Here is a 19278-nt window from a genome sequence, read left to right as displayed (position 1 = left end):
ACTTCAAAGTGCTATGGTTACCTCGTGGATAGTCTCGCCTTCGACGTTATGGACCCTGAGTGCCCCTCTCGCGTCGTCTTGCAGCGCATCGGCGACAAGTGGACCCCGCTCATCGTCCAGGCCCTCAAGGTCGGGCCGCTCCGGTTCAGCGCGCTGCGCGCGGCCGTCGGCGGCATCACGCCCAAGGTGCTGACCCAGACGCTCCGCACGCTCGAGCGCGACGGCCTGGTGTCCCGCGCCGTTTTCGCCGAGGTCCCCGTGCGCGTCGAGTATCGGCTCACTCCGCTCGGCGCGAGCCTCCTCGGGCCGCTCGACTCGATCCGCGAGTGGGCCGAGAGCCACGCGCGGAAGATCCTCGACGCCCGCGACGCGTTCGACGCCGCGGCCACCTAGCGTCCAGAGGTCACCTCCGGTGGGTCCATCCGCGTTCAGGGGTCACCTCCGGTGGGTCAGACCCACCGGGAAGTGACCCTTGGACGGCCGAGCACCCGCGGGAGGTGACCCCTCGATGGCCGAGCACCCACGGGAGGTGACCCCTCGATGGTCGCGCACCCACGGGAGGTGACCCCCAAACGGAGGACGGCCTAAAAAACTCGCCGCCAGTTGGTCTTCGCGAGGTCGAGCACCTCGTCACCGCGGCCCGAGAGCACGGTCCGGAGCGCGTAAAGCGTGAACCCGCCCGCCTGCTGGAGCGTGATCGCGGGCGGGATCGCGAGCTCCTGCCGGGCCGTCACGACGTCCACGAGGGCGGGCCCGTCGTGGGCGAGCGCCTCCTTGAGACCCTGCTCGAGCTCGGACGAGTCCGCGACCCGAATGCCCTTGATTCCGAGCGCCTCGGCTACGGCCGCGAAATCGGGATTCACAAGCTCCGTTCCGAAGTTCACGAACCCGGCGGCCTTCATCTCGAGCTCGACGAAGTTGAGCGAAGAGTTGTTGTAGACGACGAGCTTGAGCGGGAGCTTGTTCTGCACGAGCGTGATGAGCTCGCCGAGCAGCATCGCGAGCCCGCCGTCGCCCGCGAGCGCGACGACCTGCCGGCCGGGGTACGCGGCCTGCGCGCCGATGCCGTGGGAGAGAGCGTTCGCCATGGAGCCGTGGCTGAATGAGCCGAGCAGCCGCCGTCGTCCGTTCATGGTGAGGTAGCGCGCGGCCCACACGACCGGGGACCCGACGTCGGCCGTGAACACGGCATCGTCGGCGGCGAGCCCGTCGAGGACGCGTGTGACGTACTGCGGGTGGAGCGGCTGGCCGCGCCGGGTGGGCGTCGCGAGATCGTCGAGCTTGGCGCGGGTCTTCGCGTAGTGCTTGAGCGAGGCGTCGAGGTGGGTGCGGCGCCGCTTGTGCTCGACGAGCGCCAGGAGCGCGGCGGCGGTGTCCTTGACGTCGCCCACGAGCCCGAGGTCGAGCCGCGCGCGGCGCCCGAGCTGCTCGCCGCGGATGTCGACCTGGATGATCTTCGCCTCGGCCGGATAGAACTGCTGATACGGGAAGTCCGTGCCGAGCATGAGGAGGGCGTCGCAGTCCTCCATCGCCCGGTAGCCCGAGCTGAAGCCGAGCAGGCCGGTCATGCCGACGTCGAACGGATTGTCGTATTCGATGAATTCCTTGCCCCGCAGCGCGTGCACGATGGGCGCGCCGAGGGCGTCCGCGAGCGCGACGACCTCGTTGTGCGCGCCGTCGACTCCCGCTCCTGCGAGGATCGTGACCTTGCCCGCCGCGTTGAGGAGGCCGGCAGCCTCGCGCAGCTCGGCGTCGCCCGGCACGACGCGCGGGCGCGCGCGGCGCACGATCGCGACCCGATCTGACTTCGCGGTCGCGAGCGCGACGTCGCCCGAGAGGACGACGACGGCGACGCCCCGCTTCTCGACGGCGGTCCGGAGCGCGATCTCGAGAATGCGCGGCATCTGCGCGGGGTCCGTGACCTGCTCGGCGTACACGCTGCACTCGCGGAAGACCTCTTGCGGATGGGTCTCCTGGAAGTAGTTCGAGCCGATCTCGGAGCTCGGGATGTGGGCCGCGATCGCGAGCACGGGGACGCGCGAGCGGTTCGCGTCGTAGAGGCCGTTGATGAGGTGGAGGTTGCCGGGCCCGCACGAGCCGGCGCACACGGCGACCTCGCCCGTGAGCGCGGCCTCGGCCGCCGCAGCGAAGGCCGCGGCCTCCTCGTGGCGGACGTGAACCCAGTCGATAGCGGGCGTCTCCCGGAGCGCGTCGGTGAAGCCGTTGAGCGAGTCTCCCGGGATGCCGTAGACGCGGCGGACCCCGTTGGCCGCGAGGGTTGCGACGATATTCTGCGCGATGGTCGTCATGCTGCCCACGCTAGCCCCGCCTCGAGAGCAGTTGGTACCCCTTGGGAATATCTGCTCCGCCACACCGTTGAACATGAGCGAATGTCACTCAACTTTCTGGAGGATGGTGTGCCTACCTTTTTCGGTCCGGGCGCCGGCAACGGCTCCTTCGATGACTTCCTCGCCCGCTACCTGCAGGGCCAGGGCGCTCGGCCCACCGGCCGCCCGCTCGACATCAGCCGCCTTGTGAGCCGCGGAACCCAGGAGCTTGTGAACGCGGCGGGGCGCTACGCCGTCGACCACGGCCACCGCGAGGTCGACGCGCTGCACCTGCTGCGCGCCCTGGTCGAGACGGAGTCGGTGGCCGCCATGATCGAGCACGCGGGCGCGGCTGCCGGGGTTCATGTCGAAGACATCGCCGACGCCGTCGAGCAGCGACTTCCGGCCGCGGCCGCCGACGAGTCGGGACTCGGCGGCGCCACGCCGTCGCTCACGCCGTCCGCCCAGCATGTGCTCCTCGATGCCTACAAGGTCGCGCGCGCTCTCGGCTCCACCTACATCGACCCCGAGCACGTGTTCCTCGCGCTCGTCCTCGCGACCGACGCCCCCGCCGGGCAGATCCTCGTCTCGCACGGCATCACGCCGCAGTCGCTCCAGGCGGGCGGCGGCGCCTCAGGCGCATCTGACGCGGGCGCGAACGACGACGGCGCTGCCGCCCCTGCCGCGGGCCAGCGCGCCCGCCGTCGGGGTGCTGAGACTCGGGGCGATGCGGCCAAGAACGCAATGCTCGACAAATTCGGCACCGATCTCACGGCCCTCGCCCGCAACGGCAAGCTCGACCCCGTGATCGGACGCGGCGAGGAAATCGAGCAGGCCATCGAGATCCTGGCCCGCCGCACCAAGAACAACCCCGTGCTGATCGGCGAGGCCGGCGTCGGGAAGACCGCGATCGTCGAGGGCTTGGCTCAAGCGATCGCGTCCGGCGAGGTTCCAGCGCAGCTCCACGGGAAGTCGGTCGTCCTGCTCGACCTTCCAGCAATGCTCGCGGGCACCCGGTACCGGGGCGACTTCGAGGAGCGCCTCACGAAGACCATGGATGAGATCGCGGCGGACGGGAACGTCATCGCATTCGTCGACGAGCTCCACACGGTAGTCGGCGCGGGCGGTGCGGGCGAGGGCGGCATGGATGCGGGCAACATCCTCAAGCCGAGGCTGGCCCGCGGAGAGCTGCACCTCATCGGCGCGACCACGCTCGACGAGTACCGCAAGATCGAAAAGGACCCCGCGCTTGAGCGGAGGTTCCAGCCGGTGACGGTCGGCGAGCCGAACATCGAGGACGCGATCGCGATCCTCGACGGGCTCAAGTCGCGGTACGAGGAACACCACGGGGTCACCTACTCGGACGAGGCCATCCGCGCCGCGGTCGAGCTCTCGCACCGGTACATCACGGACCGGTACCTCCCGGACAAGGCGATCGACCTCATCGACCAGGCCGGGGCTCGGCTGAGCCTGGCCCGGGGTCCGCGCGTGGATCTCGAGGCACTGCGCGCCGAGGCGGCTGAGCTCGAGGAGCGGAAGGACGCCGCCGTGGCGGCCGAGGACTACGAGCTCGCGTCCCGGCTGCGCGACCAGGTCGAAGGTCTTGCCGCGAGGATCGAGGCGGCCGCGACGGGCGAGCAGCCCGAGCGCGAAGAGGTCTCCGCGCTCGAGGCGAGCGACGCCGTCGTCCGCGGCGCAAGCCGGCCGGACGCCGTCGGCGCCCGCGGCGCAAGCCGGCCGGACGCGGTCGGCGCCCACGGCGCAAGCCGGCCGGACGCCGTCGTCCAGGACACAGACATTGCCGCAGTCGTCTCCCGCGCGACGGGCATCCCGGCCTCGCGCGTGACGGAGGGCGAGCGCGAGCGGCTCGCGCGCCTTGAGGACGAGCTCCACGGACGCGTTGTGGGGCAGGAGGACCCGGTCGCTGCGATCGCGAAGGCCGTGCGGCGCAACCGTACCGGCCTCGGAGACGCAGGGCGTCCCGTGGGCAGCTTCCTCTTCCTCGGCCCGACCGGCGTGGGCAAGACCGAGCTCGCGAAGGCCCTCGCGGCGTCGCTCTTCGGCGACGAGTCCGCGATGGTCCGCTTCGACATGAGCGAATTCGGCGAGCGCCACACGGTGAGCCGGCTGGTCGGTGCCCCTCCGGGGTACGTCGGCTACTCGGAGGCGGGGCAGCTCACCGAGCGCGTCCGGCGGCGCCCGTACTCCGTCGTGCTGCTCGACGAGGTCGAGAAGGCCCACCCGGACGTGTTCAACCTGCTCCTCCAGGTGCTCGACGACGGGCGGCTCACCGACGGGCAGGGCCACACCGTGGACTTCCGCAACACCGTGGTCATCATGACCTCGAACCTCGGGTCTGAGTTCCTCGCGACCCGCGGCGCCGCGCTCGGCTTCGCGTCGGGCGGGGTGGATGGCGGGCCGTCGGACGCGGAGCTGCGGGCCAGGATCATGGGACGGCTGCGCGAGACGATGCGGCCCGAGTTCCTCAACCGGATCGACGAGATCGTGCTGTTCCAGAAGCTCACACGCGGGGAGCTGCTCGAGATCGTTCGGCTCCAGCTCCGCGGCACCGAGGCGCGGCTCGCGGCACAGGGCATCGCGCTCGCCGTCGACGACGCCGCCGTCGCCTGGATCGCCGAGCGCGGCTACGAGCCCGAATTCGGTGCGCGGCCGCTGCGCCGCGTGATCCAGCGCGAGCTCGAGGACCGTGTGGCGGACCTGCTCGTCACGGGTTCCGTCGCCGAGGGCGGGCGCGTGAGCGTGACCGTCGACGGCGGCGAGCTCGCCGTGCGCGCGGGTTATCGGGCGGAAGAGCCGGCCGCCGCCGCCTAACCGTCCAGGGGTCACGTCCCGCTGGTTAGCCGCCATCCAGGGGTCACCTCCCGCTGGTTCAACCCACGGGACGTGACCCCCGAACGCGCGCACACCCACGGGACGTGACCCCGAACGGAGCCCTCCGGTGCCTACCTCTCGCGGACGGGCACCCCGAGGTGTTCGCGGAGCACGTACTCCGCGATCGCCATCGAGGAGGTCGCGGCGGGCGAGGGCGCGTTCCGGAGGAGCGTCACGGACCCAACCTGATCCACGGCGAAGTCGTCGAGCAGCGACCCGTCCGCGGACCACGCCTGTGCCCGCACGCCGGCGCCCGCCTTCGACGCGAGATCCGTGGGCCGCAGGTCCGGCACGAAGGCCCGCGCCTGACGGTAATACAGAGGCTTGAGCAGCGAGGCGGAGATCTCGCGCACGCCCATCCGCCAGTGCCGTCGGAACAGCGCCGCCGCGCCGGGCCACATCAACGAACCGAGGGTGTCCCGCACCGACACGCTCCCCCAGCGGTACCCCTCGCGCGCGAGGGCGGGCACGGCGTTCGGGCCGACGTGCACGTCGTCGTACACGCCGCGCGTGAAGTGCACCCCGAGGAACGGGAAACGCGGATCCGGCACGGGGTAGATCATGCCCTGCACGAGCGAGGCCCGCGCGGGCGCGAGCGCCCAGTACTCCCCGCGGAACGGCAGGATCCGAGGCGACGGCGACGCCCCGACCATGCGCGCCACGAGGTCGGACTGCAGCCCCGCGCACACGACGAGCCGATCAAAGGTGTGGGTCGCACCCGAGGTCGCGACCGTCGTCGTGCCCTCCCCCGCTCGGATCCCCACGACCTCGGTGCCCAGCAGCACGCGCCCGCCCGCGCGCCGCACGTCGTCGGCCATCGCCTCGGTGATCGCCGAGAAATCGACGACGGCGGTGTGCGGCGAATGCACGGCCCCCACCCCGGCGACGTGGGGCTCGAGCTCTCGCATGCGCGCAGGGCCGATGCGCGCGAGGTCGGGCACACCGTTCGCCCGCGCCCGCCGCTCGATCTCGTCGAGCCGAGGCACCTCGTCCGGCGTCACCGCGACGACGAGCTTGCCGAGTTCGCGGTACGGCAGCCCGCGATCGAGGCAGTAGTCGCGCGTGAGCTCCCGGCCCCGCGCACACAGCAAGGCCTTGAGCGAGCCCGGCTGGTAGTACAGCCCCGCGTGCACGACGCCCGAGTTGTGCCCCGTCTGGTGCGCCGCGACGCGACGCTCCTTCTCGAGCACGACGACGTCGAAGCCGCCCGTGAGGGCGAGGGCCCGCGCGATCGCCATCCCCACGATTCCGCCGCCGACGATCCCGACGCGCTCCGTCCCCATCCGTCCCGTCACGCTGCGTCCACCCGTCCCCTGCTTCCGTCGACGCGCACGCGCTGCCCCTCCCGAAGCACCGATGTGCCGCGCCGCGTCCCCATGACCGCGGGCACGCCATACTCGCGCGCGACGATGGCAGCGTGCGAGCCGAGCCCGCCGGTGTCGACGACGACGGCGGCCGCCCGCGCGAACAGCGGCGTCCACGACGGGTTGGTGTTCGGGCACACGAGCACGTCGCCCGCGCGCAGCGCCCCGAACTCATCCGGCCCCCGCACGATCCGGACCGGCCCCTCGGCAACCCCGCCGCTCGCGGGCGTGCCCCTGATGAGCGCGCTCCCGCCGTCGTCCGCCCCGGCACGGCCCGGAAGGACCGTCGCGAGGTCCAGCATCGGCACACCGGCGTACTCGCGCCTCAGGGCGGCCCGGCGCGCGGCGAGGGCGCGCACTCGGGCGCGGTCGACATCGTCGATCGCCTCGGGCGGGCGCACCTCGCGCAGCTCCTCGAGGCGGAGGTGGAAGACATCCTCCGCCGCGGGGAGCGCGCCGACGGCGGTGAGCCGCCGGCCCAGCTCGAGGAACGTGGCCCGCAGCGGCGGGAGGACGCGGGTGATGAAGAAATGCGTGTCCTCCCTGAACGCGAGGCCCCGCCGCGCGGCGTCGACGACTGCCCGGGCCATGCGCGCCGCCCGCGGCGAGCGCAGGAAGGGATGCGCCAGGAGCTCGCGCATCGCCGCGTCGCCCGGATTGGGTCCGCGCTCGCGGGGCGGTTCGGAGGCGGCCGCCTGGATGATCGCTGCGACGGGTGTCGGGTCGTCGCGCCACGTCGGCGCCGTCGCGAGGACGATGCTCAAGGACTCGCGGTGCCCGTACTCGGCGAGGTAGGCGTCAAGCCGATGGTCGAACTCCTCGAACTCGGGCCGCGAACGCACGGCATCAAGGAACGCGGGAGCGTCCAGCTCGCGGGCCGCCAACGACAGCTCCGGGTCGGCGCGGACGGCGTCGGCGAGCGCGTCGAGCGCGTCGTTGCCGGCGCGCGTGCGCGTGCGGGCGCCCGCGACGAGCGGGGGCGCGAGCCGGGTGAGGCCGAGCAGCGCAAGCCCGAGGCGAAGCGGCGCGAACGGAAGGAACGCGCCGGGAAGGTATGCGGCGCGAATCCTCGCGAGCGGCTCCATGGCGTCGGTGCAGCGATCGACGCGCGCCAAGAGGTCTGCCCACCCGAGCGTGGCCGGGTCCTGAGCGTCGAGGGCGTCGACGATCGCCTCGAATTCGGCGAACTGCGGGTCGGTGGTCCAATCGCGGACCGGATACCGCCGCGCGCGGCGAAGGATCGCGAGCGGCGCGCCGAGCACGAGGGGACTGGGCCGGGGCTGCGCGGGGACAAGCTGGAGGGCCACGCCGTCGCGCTCGCGCACGAGCTGGCCGAGCGGCGGGAAGCGGACGCCGACGCTGCCCATCATGATTCCGAGCATCCGTTCGACGCCGGGGCGCAGCCACGCCGTCACGTCGATCGGGTAGGGGCGCGATACGAACATCTCGAGGAAGAACGGCGTCATCATCTGCTGAAAGCGGTTGAGCACCGGAGGCTCGAGCGGCAGCGCCGTCATGGGGCGGGCCTGCAGCAGGACGATCCGCCCGTCCGCGAGCGCCCACTCGATGTCCTGCGGCACGCCGAAATGCTTCTCGGCGCGGACGGCAAGCTCGGCGAGCTCGCGGGCCGCGCGGTCGGGCAGGACCCTGGCCCCGCCGTCGTGCGCGGGGGTCCACTCGCCGACGGCGCCCTCGCGGTCCAGGACGAGGTGCTCGGGCGTGACTTGGCCCGAGACGACCGCCTCTCCGAGCCCCGGCGCCGCATCCACGACGAGCTCCGCGCGCCTGCCCGTGAGCGGGTTCGCGGTGAAGAGGACCCCCGCGGCGTCGGCTTCGGCCATGCGTTGGACGACGACGGCGATCGCCACGTCCGCGGGCGAGATCCCCTGCCGCTCGCGATACTGGACGGCGCGGTCTGTCCAGAGCGAGGCCCAGCAGCGGCGGACCGCGTCGGCGAGGGCGTCCGGACCCTCGACGTCGAGGAACGTGTCCTGCTGGCCGGCGAATGCGGCGCCGGGGAGGTCCTCGGCGGTCGCGCTCGAGCGGACGGCGACGCGCGTGCCCACGGGCCCGAGTTCGGCGAGGGCCGCCCTGATCTCGTGCGTGAGCGCCGGGGCAAGGGGGGCGGCCTCGAGCGTCGCGCGCGCGGCGGCGGGTTCTTCGGCGGCCGCGGCGGGGTCGAGGCCCGCGGCGACCGCGTGGGCCCGGTAGGCCTCCGTCGTCACGACGAAGCCGGGCGGCACCGGGAGCCCGGCCGCGATGAGTTCGCCCAGGTTCGCGCCCTTGCCTCCCGCGACGGGGAGGTCGGTGGCCCGCAGGGATGCCAGCGGGAGGATGGGCGCTGGGTTAAGCCCGGGTGACTCTGCGGGGAAAGGTGATGGCGCGCCGTCGTCCATGGCCCCACGGTACGCGCGCGGGCGGGTCCCCCACCATCCAGAGGTCACGTCCCGCGGGTGCGCCGCCATCCAAGGGTCACGTCCCGCGGGTCCCGCCAACGGGAGGTGACCCCCGAACCACCTCCCACCCACGGGAGGTGACCCCCAAACGGCAGAAGGGCCGCCCCGTGTGCAGCGGGGCGGCCCTCCTAGGGGTCCGGCGCCGTTCAGCTCGCCGGAGTCTTATCGGCCTGCGGCCTCAGCGCGGTCAGCCCAGGCGTTCCTTGAGGCCCTCGAGCTCGGCCGTGATGCTGTCCGGGAGCGAGCCGCCGAAGCGCGCGAACCATTCCTCGAGCCCGGGAACCTCCGCGTGCCACTCCTCGGCGTCGAAGCGAACCGCTTCCTGCACCTCGGCCGGAGTCATGTCGAGGCCCGTGACGTCGAGGCTCTCGGACGTGGGGACGAAGCCGATCGGGGTCTCGACGGCGTCCGCCGTCCCCTCGATCCGCTCGATGGCCCACTTGAGCACGCGCGAGTTGTCGCCGAAGCCCGGCCATGCGAAGCCGCCGTCCTTCGTGCGGCGGAACCAGTTCACGAGGAAGATCTTCGGGAGCTTGGCCGGGTTGGCCTTCGCCGAGAGCGCGACCCAGTGGTTGAGGTAGTCGCCCGCGTCGTAGCCGATGAACGGAAGCATCGCCATGGGGTCGCGACGCACGACGCCGACGGCGCCGGCAGCGGCCGCCGTCGTCTCCGAGGAGAGCGTGGCGCCCATGAAGATGCCGTTGGCCCAGTCGCGGGACTGCGTGACGAGCGGGATGGTCGTCTTGCGGCGGCCGCCGAACAGGATCGCGTTGAGCTCGACGCCGTCGGGCGCGAAGTACTCGGGCGCGAGCATGTCGATCTGGTCGATCGGCGTGCAGAAGCGCGAGTTCGGGTGGGCGGCAGGGCGTCCGGCCTCAGGGGTCCAGTCGTTGCCCTGCCAGTCGGTCAGGTGCGCGGGGACCTCCTCGGTCATGCCCTCCCACCACACGCCGCCGTCGTCCGTGAGCGCGACATTCGTGAAGATGCTGTTGCCCTTCGCGATGGCGCGCATCGCGTTCGGGTTGGTGCCCCAACCCGTGCCGGGGGCGACGCCGAACAGGCCCGCCTCGGGGTTGACGGCGCGCAGCTCGCCTTCCTTGCCGAAGCGCATCCACGTGATGTCGTCGCCGAGGGTCTCGACCTTCCAGCCCTCGATCGTCGGGTCGAGGAGCGCGAGGTTGGTCTTGCCGCAGGCCGACGGGAACGCCGCGGCGACGTGGTAGACCTTCTTCTCGGGGCTCGTGAGCTTGAGGATGAGCATGTGCTCGGCGAGCCAGCCCTCGTCGCGCGCCATGACCGACGCGATGCGCAGGGCGTAGCACTTCTTGCCGAGCAGGGCGTTGCCGCCGTAGCCCGAGCCGTACGACCAGATGGAGCGCTCCTCGGGGAAGTGCACGATCCACTTGTCCGGGTTGCACGGCCACGCGACGTCCTTCTGGCCGGGCGCGAGCGGGGCGCCCACCGAGTGGAGGGCAGGGACGAAGAACGCGCCCGTCTCCTCGATCTTCTTGAGGACGTCCGTGCCGATGCGCGCCATGATGCGCATCGACGCGACGACGTAGGCGGAGTCCGTGATCTCGACGCCGAACTTGGGGTCCTCGGCGTCGAGGTGGCCCATGACGAACGGGATGACGTACATCGTGCGGCCGCGCATCGCGCCGTCGAAGAGGCCCTTGAGCTTGGCCTTCATCTCGCTCGGGTCCATCCAGTTGTTGGTGAACCCGGCGTCGCGCTTGCTCTGCGAGCAGATGAACGTCTGCTCCTCGACCCGGGCGACGTCCGCGGGATCCGAGAAGGCCGCGAAGGAGTTCGGGAAGAGCTCCGAGTTGAGCCGCGTGAGCGTGCCCGCAGCAACGAGCTCATCGGTCAGCTGGCGGTACTCCGCCTCGGAACCGTCCACCCAGTGGATCCGTTCAGGCTGAGTCAGTTCCGCAACTTCCTCAACCCAGGCCAGCAAGGGCTCGTAGGTGGTGGGGGCTCCTTCAAGAAGCCGAACGCTCGTTGCGCCCATGTCTTCCTCCTTCGCTGGGTCGGCGTGTCCCTCAATGGTAGGGAAGGTGGTCTGTACCACCCGACCGTGTTACATGCCGGAAATGAGAGTTAAACACTCGAAACTGCAGATTCTCGGGGATTTGGCCTCCGGAAGGCCTGTTTTATGTGATGAAGGTCACATAGACCGGTATAGTCACGCAGGTCTCATCACCCAGATTTGGAAGTCCGTTCGTCTTCGCGTAAAGTTATTCGAGGCCAAGGCGCGGTGGGAGAACCGCTTGCGAGACTTGGAATGCGCCTATAGCTCAGCTGGATAGAGCGTCTGTCTACGGAACAGAAGGTCGGGGGTTCGAATCCCTTTGGGCGCACGAAATGGAACCCCGCTCCGATGGAGCGGGGTTCCTTTTTGTGCCATCCTCGGCGCCGCCCCGCGCCCCGTCGCCCAATCCGCGCTCCAGCCCGGTTGTGGTTTCCCAATCAGTCAGAACCGCGGCGCGTCGCGGCGCGGCACCGGTTCTTGGCCGAAGAAATGGGCAGAAGCGCGGACGCCACGCCCCGCCGCGCCGCCCCGCGCGGAACACGCAGGGCGACGGCGGCCGGCTACGCCCGCGCGACTGCCCCGACCGCGGCAAGCGAGTCCGCGAGCGTGTCCAGGAGGAGGCTGACCTCGCCGGGCTCGATCGCGAGCGGCGGGCGCATCTTGAGCACGCTGTCGGTGCGGCCGATGCGGCTGATGAGGACGTTCCGCGCACGCATCGACTCGACGATGGCCTTGGTGCGCGCAGGATCCGGAACGGCCCCGGCCTCGCCGACCGGCCGGTCGTAGACGTCGAAGCCGAAGAAGAGGCCCTCGCCCTTCGCCGGTCCGATCCACGGGTAGTCTCCGCGGAACCCTTCGAGCGCCGCACGGATCCCCGCAGCCCCGGAGGCGGCCCGTTCGACGAGGCGCTCGTCGGCGAGCACGTCGAGCACGGCCTGGCCCGCCGCGGCCGAGACGGGGTTGCCGCCGAACGTGTTGAAGTACATATTGCGCGGCCCGAATTCGTCGAGGAGATCGGCCGAGAGCGCGACGGCGCCGATCGGATGCCCGTTGCCCATGGGCTTGCCCATCGTGACGAGGTCCGGAACGATCCCGTGGTTCTGATGGCCCCAGAACGAGCGGCCCGTACGCCCGAAGCCCGACTGGACCTCGTCCCCGATCACGAGCCCGCCGGCCGCCCGGACGCGGGACGAGAGCCCCGCGACGTACCCCTCGGGCACGCGGTTGAGACCCTCGGTCGAGAAGAGCGAGTCGAACAGCACCGCGGCGACGCCGTGCCCGGCTTCCTGCAGCGACGCGATGGCGGCGTCGACCTCGGCGAGGCTCTGCGCGAGCACGTCGGCCGCGGGGCGGCCCGCGTCGGCTGCGTCGAGGTCCGGGATCCGGATCGGCCGGACGTGGGCGCCGAGGCCTTCGTGGGCCACGAGTCCGGTCGTCGCGAGGGCGAGGGCGTGCGTGTGGCCGTGGTAGCTGAAGTCGGAGATGAGGAGGCCGCGGCCGCCCGAGTGCTGGTTCGCGATGCGGAGCGCGAGGTCGTTCGACTCGGAGCCGCTGTTCGTGAAGATAATCCGGTCGATCGGATCGTCGAGCGTCGCGAGGAGGCTCTCGGCGTAGTCCACGACGCGGTTGTTGAGATAGCGCGTGTGGATGTTGAGCGTCGCGGCCTGCTGCGCAATCGCCTCGACGACGCGCGGATGCGTGTGCCCGACGTGCGGGACGTTGTTGTAGCCGTCGAGGTAGCGCTGGCCGTCCGCCGCCGTGAGCCACACGCGTTCCGCGCGGACGAATTCGAGCGGCTGGGCGTAGAACAGAGGGCTGTACGGGCCCAGGGTCTTGTAGCGGCGTTCGAGGAGGTCTGCCATGGTTCTTCCTTACTTTCTAAGCGCTGACGGGGAGGTCGGCCCAGCCCGTGTGCCCGGTCTCGAGGTAGTTCCGCGCGGCCACGGCGATACGCGGCACGAGCTCGGCGATGTGGAACGCGGTCGCCTCCTCGTCCGGCCGCTCGACCGACCAGGCGAGATACGTGAGGGCCCGCGCGAGCAGGAGCGGGTGCCATGCGAGGGCGTCCTGCGGCGCGAGGGAGCGTTCGACGGCGTAGCCAGCCATAAGCTCCCGGATCATGGCTTCCGCTTCGGGATGGTTGGTGAAGAAGAAGCAGGCCGTCGCGATGTCGAAGACGTACCAGCCCTCCCCCATGTCGTCGAAGTCGATGACGACGAGGCCGGCCTCGTCCCGCAGCACGTTCTCCATCGTGAGGTCGGCGTGGATCGGGCCGTACGACCTGGCTGAGCGCTCGAGGCCGCGCAGATCGTGAGCCAGGCGTTCCTCGGCCGCGCGAATGAGCGAGCGCGTCCCGTCGTCGAGCGCGGGAAGCTCGCTCGCGCGCCCCCAGACCGGGGCCTCGCCCACGAGCCCCTCGGCGTCCCACGCCGGGCGCTCGTAGCCCTCGGGCGTGCCGGCCGTTTCGGCGCAGCGGTGCATGAGAGCCATGGTGCGGCCGAAGTCGCGGAGGGTCCCGTCCGACGGTCGTGACTCGCCCAGGAACACGTCGGCCGAATCGCCGATGGGGCTGGCCTCGCGGACCCACGCCTGCATCGTCGCCTGCCATGCCTCGCCCTCGGCCCCGACGTGCGCGACGTACGGACCCGCGAGCGAGCGGACCGGCACGGGGACCCGCACGCCCGCGGACGCCATGAGCTCGCACATGGCCGCCTCGGATTCGATCTCCCGGTCCGTGCGGTAGCCGGGGCGGTGGAGCTTGAGTGCCCAGTCGCCGTCGTCGTTCGCGACCCGGAACACATGGTTCTCCCGGCGCGTGACGAAAGTGACGCGCGAGCCGGGCGCGCAGCCGAACGCGGCGACCGCCTGCTGGGCGAGCACGAGCTCCGTGCCGGCCATCGTCACGAGAGCACCCCCGCTGCCTCCGGCTCGGCGACGGGCTCGTCGTTGGCCTCCGCGCGCTCGATGTCCGCGGACAGTCCCTCGTACGCAACAGGGTTGCGCTTGCGCAGCGCCGCGGCGGCGACGAGGCCGCCGACGACGGCGAGCGGCAGGAGCGCGGGAAGAAGCGCGATGATCGGGGCGTCCGAGCCCGCGAGGATCGGGAAGTTGATGATCGCGAGCACGACGATCACCACGAGGCCGACGAGGCCGAGGCCCGGCGCGACGAGGGTCGAGAGGATCCGGGGATCCTTGCGTCGCCGGAAGAAGACGACGATCGCGAGGGCCGCGAGGAGCTGCAGAGCGAGGATCGCGAGGGTTCCGAAGCCGGTCATGCTCGGCACGAGGGACGCGATCGGGTCGAGCCCCGCGACCGCGAAGGCCCCCGCGACAAGCGTCGCGAACACGAACTGCACGATCGAGGCGAACTCAGGGACGCCGTTGGCGCGCGTCTGGCTCAGGCGCTTCGGGAGGATCTGCGCGCGTCCGAGCGAGAAGAGGTACCTCGTCGCGGAGTTGTGCAGGGCCATGAGGGCCGCGAAGAGGCTGATGAGCAGCAGCACCATCATGATGTCGGTCAGCACGGGCCCAAGATAGTGCTGCGAGAGCGAGAAGACGAGGTCGCCCGTCGCAAGATGGTCCGCCGCGGCGCTCTGTGCCTGCTCGGTTCCGGTCGCGCTGACGATCGCCCACGTCGTGAACGCCGCGAAGACGCCAATGAAGATGATGGCCGTGTAGGTGGCGCGCGGGATGGTCTTGAGCGGGTTGCGGGCCTCCTCGCTGAAGAGGCCTGTCGCCTCGAAGCCCACGAACGTGTTGGCAGCGAACAGGAGGGCGACGCCGACCGCGCCGGAGAACACGACGGACGGCGAGAACACGTCGAAGCTGAACCCGCTCGTGAAGAGGACCGCGAAGTCGAACACGAGCAGGATCGAGACCTCGAGGATGAGCGAGACGCCGAGGACCTTGGCGCTGAAGTCGATGCCCTGGCGGCTCAGGAGGAATGCCGCGACGACCGAGACGAGGCTCCACACGAACCAGTGCACGTCCCAGCCAGTGAGCGAGGCGATGATCGTCTGCATGAAGAAGCCGCTCGTGCCGACGGCCCCCGCGACGAAGAAGTTGTAGCCCAGCAGTGCCACATAGCCTGCCGCGACGCCCGCGGGGCGCCCGAGGCCCTTGACGGTGTAGGCGTAGAAGCCGCCAGCGCTCACAACCTCCTTCGACATGCGCGCATAGCCCACCGCGAACAGCAGGAGCGCGACCGTCACCATTACGAAGGCGCCGACCATCCCGGCACCGTTGCCGAGGGCGACGCCGAGGGCTGCGATGACGACGATGCCCGTCAGGGGCGCGACCGCAGCCAGGACAAGGAAGACGACCCCGGCGACGCCGAGGGAATTGCGCGCGAGCACGGAGCGATCGCGATCACTGTCAGCCATAGTGACTCTCCTCACAAGAAGCTTTGTTGAACTGAGAGTACAGCTAATAGACACGCGATATGACTTTTGTCACCGAAATTTAACTTTCGGGACGTCGGCGCCCCCCGCCGGAGGCTGTGCCGCGTAGGCTGATCAGGATGGCCAGAGAAACCACGTCGCTGCGCGAGCGGCAGCGCGCTCGGACGCAGAACGACATCCTCGAGGCGGTGATCGAGGTCATCGCCTCGTCCGCGTCCGACGGCCCCGTCATCGAGCAGATCGCCGGCGAAGCCGGAGTCTCGCGAGCCACGCTCTACGCGCACTTCCCCGGGGGCATGGACGAGCTCGTCACGAAGGCGTACGAGCGCGCGGCCCTTCGGTTCATCGAGCGCGTGCACGAGCGCCAGGCCGAGGCCGGCTCGTGGCGCGAACGCATCGTCGCGCACGGTCGCGCGATGGTGGACATCGCCGAAAAGGGGCCGCTCGGGCGCTTCTACAACATCTCCGCCGCCCACTACACGAGCGTCGCGGCCGTGAGCGGCATCGGCTCGCGGGCCTCGCACGACGACTTCGTCGTCGAGCTCGCCGCAGCGGCAGACCGCGGCGAGCTCGCCGACGTCGACATCGAGGAGACGGCCCACCTGCTCACGGGAGCGGTGCGCATCATCGGCGTCCGCGCCGCCGAGTCGCCGAAGCTCGGCCTCGCGAGCCTCCACGCGTTCGAGCGCCTCATCGAGGGGCTCCGCGAAGCCGCGCCGAACCCCGGGACCGGAAGCCCGGAGGCCAGGTGAAGAAGATCGGGCTCATCGGCGGGATGAGCTGGGAGTCGACGGCCGAGTACTACCGGCGGCTCAATGAGGGCGTCCGGGAGCGCCTGGGCGGCCTGCATTCGGCGCGCGTGATCGTTTCATCGGTGGACTTCGCACCGATCGAAAAGATGCAGGCAGCTGGCGACTGGGGCGCCGCCGGGGGCCATCTCGCGTCAGAGGCTCGGGCGCTCGAGGCAGCCGGCGCCGAGCTGATCCTGATTGGCACGAACACGATGCACAAGGTCTATGACCAGGTTGCCGGCGCAGTCAGCTGCCCCGTGCTGCATCTCGGCGACGTCACGTCGCGAGCGGTCCGCGACACCGGGCTGGATCGAGTCGGCCTGCTCGCCACGCGATACACCATGGAGCAGGACTTCTATCGTCAGCGGCTCGCGGCCGGCGGCGTCGAGTCCCTTATCCCTGACGAGACGGATCGCGCCGACGTGCAGCGGATCATCTACGACGAGCTCTGCGTTGGCATCGTGAGCCCGGAGTCGCGTGAGCGGCTCGTCAGAATCGCGCTGCGCCTGATAGAGCGCGGCGCTCAAGGCATCGTTCTCGGCTGCACCGAGCTCGAACTCAGCATGCAGGACGGAGACGTCCCGGTCCCTGTCTTCCCGACGACGGCGCTCCACTGCCAGGCCGCGCTCGACGCGGCGCTCGCCTGAACGCGAGCCGGCTCCCGTCGCGAGGCATCCGAGCTTAGCCCCGTTCGGCCCGCGCCCCGCTCCCCCAGCTTGGCAGCGGGTCGGGGTACGCCATCCACGCGAGCGGCCCCTCGGCAAGCTCGCGGTCGGTCAGGGCGCACGCGTCGAGCGCCCGGGCGAGCCCGTCGAAGTCGAGGTCGAGGCCGACGACGGCGAACTCCTGGCCGATGGCGAGCATCCCGCCGTCGTGCGCGCCAGGGAGGGGCTCAAGCCCGATCACGCCGCCCACCTGCTCCCACTGCGCGAGGATGCCAGGGCGCGACGCGAGGGAGCAGAAGCCCGCCGACCGGACGAGGCGGCCGTAGCCCCCGCGGCCAATCTCGCCGTCGAGCGCTTCCGCGAGCCGCCCCGCGTGGAACGGCCGCACCTGCTCATAGACGAAACCGCCCACGCGGGGATCCGTCATGTACGGCACGAAATCGCGGTTGATGAGCCGCATCCAGCCCGCGCCGTCCTGCTCGCGGCCGATGCTCCCGAGCTCGAGTTCGAGGTTCGCCGCAGGCTGGTCGAGGCGGAGCCGCGCGCGCGGGGCGAGGTGGTTGACGAGCGCCATGAGCATCGAGAGATCGGCGGTCGAGAGCGGCTCCCAGTTGACGAGCACCACGGTCGAGGCGAACTCGACCCCGTGGACGAGCCGCTCGGCCACTGTGGTCGCGCCTTCCAGAGCACCCGAGTCGTCCCCGAGGTCGTCGAAGAAGTGGGCGACGTCGACGACGGCGACGACCTGCGCGAGGTGCGCGCCGCCGTCGTCCTTGCCCCGCGACCCCAAGGCGCCGATGAGCTCGACGACGTCCCACCGGCCCGCGGCATCGAAGACCGCCGCCTCGCACGGCGGCCCGCCTCGGACGGCCGTCGAGAGGGTCTCCGCGAGCCTTTCGGCCGGGACTGAGCGGAGCGCCTCGACAACGGGCCATCGGTTGGCCGCGGCGAGCCGCCGGGCATACCCGCGGCGCTCTTGCGCGCACACTCCGACGACGGCGACGATGCTCACCACGGCCCAGGCCTCCTTCGATTCACGGGAATATCCGCGACCCAGTGTACGCTATTGACAATCGTTCCTATTAACGAAAGGAGGACCCGTGAAGGTCCGCGCATCCATCAGGTCCCTCAAGAACCAGCCGGGCTCGCAGGTCGTGAAGCGCCGCGGCAGGGTGTTCGTCATCAACAAGAAGAACCCGCGCCTCAAGGCCCGCCAGGGCTGAGCGCTACGGCTCGAGGCCGCGTCCCGGAGGTGCGATCCCGCGGGACGCGGCAGGGCAACAATGACAATTGCGGCGAATCGACACCGCAATTGTGGCAGACAAATGCTCCAACGAATGGGCGAATTTGTCCATTTCGCAGGCATATCCGGCGCGAGTCGTTTATTCTCATTCCCATCTGGACCGTCCCAGCGGGGGACCTCGGAGAACGGGAGAGACATATCATGCAGCACCTCGACATCAAGCCGGTGAGAACAAACAGGTCATCGCCGAGAGCAAGTCAAATGATCCGATGGGATTTGCAGAACGACTCCGCGTCCTGAAGGAAAGCAAAGAATTCTCTTCATTCCTCACAGCACAGGCCGGATCCCCAGAAGCAGGCGGTGTGGAGGGTCTCGCCGCGACACTGACCCTTCAACAGGCTCAGGTCTTCGTAAAGTCACTCAAAGGGAAGGCTATCTGTGGAGCCTTGGAATCATGAGTGGCGGGATAGCCGGCGCCCCGTGTGTGCTGCGCTTGCATGGGCCGGCGGCATGGGAATTAACTGGAACGACGCATGCAGCTAAGTGAAGAGGTCGACGCTATGCGCCTTCGCGACGCCAAGCCGCCAAGAACGCTCGCCGGACGCGCTGCGCTCTACGCAGCCGTCGTAGGGTCACTCTGGGCTGGGTACTGCCTCGTGTGGCTCCTCAGCAATCGAGCGATCCCCGAACCGAGCCTGTTCGGATTCCTCTTCACGTGCGCGATGTTCTTGGGCGTCTTCTTTGCACCCGAACAATATTGGTTCGGTCGCCGAAAACCACCTGAAGACGGCTGACGACCGACGCACGGCGCCCCCGGCCCTAAAAGGGCCGGGGGCGCCGTGCGTGAGCGGTTCTATGCGGCAGGTCGGACGCCGATTGTGAGCAGCAGATTCGTGTAGAGCCTGTCCGGGACCGAGAAGATCCTCCACCAGCCGTTCAAGGCCGAGGAAGGACGGGCGGCCGCGGCGCCCCTTCTCGATTCCGACGCGCCGCCCGACTCCTTCTTCATCGCGAACGCGACCCCCGCCCTCGGCGTCCTGACGGAGCTCGCCGACCGCGGGCTGCGCCTCGGGGTCGACGTCGGCGTCAGGGCCCCCGAGCCCATGCA

General features: G+C 70.3%; 13 protein-coding genes and 1 tRNA gene. 6 read left to right on the top strand and 8 right to left on the bottom strand.

What is annotated here, in order from left to right:
- Window positions 1-48: 48 nt before the first annotated feature.
- On the top strand, window positions 49-393 hold the full coding sequence (locus tag RBS12_RS18210; RefSeq protein WP_373886551.1) for a winged helix-turn-helix transcriptional regulator: 345 nt from the start codon (window positions 49-51) through the stop codon (window positions 391-393).
- A gap of 191 nt (window positions 394-584) precedes the next feature.
- Here the strand turns inward: RBS12_RS18210 and poxB are convergent, their stop codons facing one another.
- Complete coding sequence (gene poxB, locus RBS12_RS18205; RefSeq protein WP_307967571.1) at window positions 585-2309, bottom strand: ubiquinone-dependent pyruvate dehydrogenase; 1725 nt, start codon at window positions 2307-2309, stop codon at window positions 585-587.
- 108 nt (window positions 2310-2417) lie between these two features.
- Here poxB and RBS12_RS18200 point away from each other — a divergent pair, with 108 nt between their 5' ends.
- Window positions 2418-5159, top strand: coding sequence for an ATP-dependent Clp protease ATP-binding subunit (locus RBS12_RS18200; RefSeq protein WP_307967570.1), 2742 nt, complete (start codon window positions 2418-2420; stop codon window positions 5157-5159).
- A gap of 131 nt (window positions 5160-5290) precedes the next feature.
- Here the strand turns inward: RBS12_RS18200 and lhgO are convergent, their stop codons facing one another.
- The 3 genes from lhgO to RBS12_RS18185 all read right to left on the bottom strand — a co-directional run bounded on the left by lhgO (window position 5291) and on the right by RBS12_RS18185 (window position 11050).
- Window positions 5291-6514 (bottom strand): L-2-hydroxyglutarate oxidase, encoded by a 1224-nt coding sequence (gene lhgO / locus RBS12_RS18195; RefSeq protein WP_307967569.1) that lies wholly within the window; start codon window positions 6512-6514, stop codon window positions 5291-5293.
- Window positions 6511-8979, bottom strand: a complete 2469-nt coding sequence (locus tag RBS12_RS18190; RefSeq protein ID WP_307967568.1) for a PEP/pyruvate-binding domain-containing protein — start codon at window positions 8977-8979, stop codon at window positions 6511-6513. The genes lhgO and RBS12_RS18190 overlap by 4 nt, the downstream gene beginning before the upstream one ends.
- 247 nt (window positions 8980-9226) lie before the next feature.
- Window positions 9227-11050 (bottom strand): phosphoenolpyruvate carboxykinase (GTP), encoded by a 1824-nt coding sequence (locus tag RBS12_RS18185; protein ID WP_307967567.1) that lies wholly within the window; start codon window positions 11048-11050, stop codon window positions 9227-9229.
- Window positions 11051-11325: 275 nt separating this feature from the next.
- Here RBS12_RS18185 and RBS12_RS18180 point away from each other — a divergent pair.
- Window positions 11326-11399: transfer RNA gene (locus RBS12_RS18180), tRNA-Arg, on the top strand.
- A 232-nt stretch (window positions 11400-11631) separates the two neighbouring features.
- On the opposite strand, the gene RBS12_RS18175 is transcribed toward RBS12_RS18180, so the two are convergent.
- The 3 genes from RBS12_RS18175 to RBS12_RS18165 are packed head-to-tail and all read right to left on the bottom strand — an operon-like array spanning window position 11632 to window position 15453.
- Window positions 11632-12933 carry an aminotransferase class III-fold pyridoxal phosphate-dependent enzyme gene (locus tag RBS12_RS18175; RefSeq protein WP_307967566.1) on the bottom strand — a complete coding sequence of 434 codons (1302 nt, stop codon included), beginning with the start codon at window positions 12931-12933 and terminating at the stop codon, window positions 11632-11634.
- 16 nt (window positions 12934-12949) lie between these two features.
- A complete protein-coding gene (locus RBS12_RS18170) occupies window positions 12950-13969 on the bottom strand; it encodes a phosphotransferase (protein ID WP_307967582.1) in 1020 nt (339 codons plus the stop codon).
- 2 nt (window positions 13970-13971) lie between these two features.
- A complete protein-coding gene (locus RBS12_RS18165; RefSeq protein WP_307967565.1) occupies window positions 13972-15453 on the bottom strand; it encodes an APC family permease in 1482 nt (493 codons plus the stop codon).
- A gap of 137 nt (window positions 15454-15590) precedes the next feature.
- Here RBS12_RS18165 and RBS12_RS18160 point away from each other — a divergent pair, with 137 nt between their 5' ends.
- Together RBS12_RS18160 and RBS12_RS18155 are read left to right on the top strand one after the other, a co-directional pair.
- Window positions 15591-16223: a TetR/AcrR family transcriptional regulator gene (locus RBS12_RS18160; RefSeq protein ID WP_307967564.1), complete on the top strand. Its 633-nt coding sequence runs from the start codon at window positions 15591-15593 to the stop codon at window positions 16221-16223.
- Entirely contained in the window at window positions 16220-16909 is a 690-nt protein-coding gene (locus RBS12_RS18155) for an aspartate/glutamate racemase family protein (protein WP_307967563.1), read from the top strand. Before RBS12_RS18160 ends, RBS12_RS18155 begins: the two co-directional genes overlap by 4 nt.
- A 34-nt stretch (window positions 16910-16943) precedes the next feature.
- Here RBS12_RS18155 and RBS12_RS18150 read toward each other — a convergent pair whose 3' ends face one another.
- Window positions 16944-17942: a GTP-binding protein gene (locus RBS12_RS18150; protein WP_307967562.1), complete on the bottom strand. Its 999-nt coding sequence runs from the start codon at window positions 17940-17942 to the stop codon at window positions 16944-16946.
- 85 nt (window positions 17943-18027) lie between these two features.
- On the opposite strand from RBS12_RS18150, the gene ykgO reads away from it, so the two are divergent.
- Window positions 18028-18150, top strand: coding sequence for a type B 50S ribosomal protein L36 (gene ykgO / locus RBS12_RS18145; protein WP_307967561.1), 123 nt, complete (start codon window positions 18028-18030; stop codon window positions 18148-18150).
- The last annotated feature ends 1128 nt before the right edge of the window (window positions 18151-19278 follow it).

It is taken from the genome of Sinomonas sp. ASV322, assembly GCF_030908245.1.
In the GTDB taxonomy this organism is placed as follows: Bacteria; Actinomycetota; Actinomycetes; order Actinomycetales; family Micrococcaceae; genus Sinomonas.
Note: the sequence above shows the minus strand (reverse complement) of the source record. Positions and strands in the feature narration are given on the sequence as shown.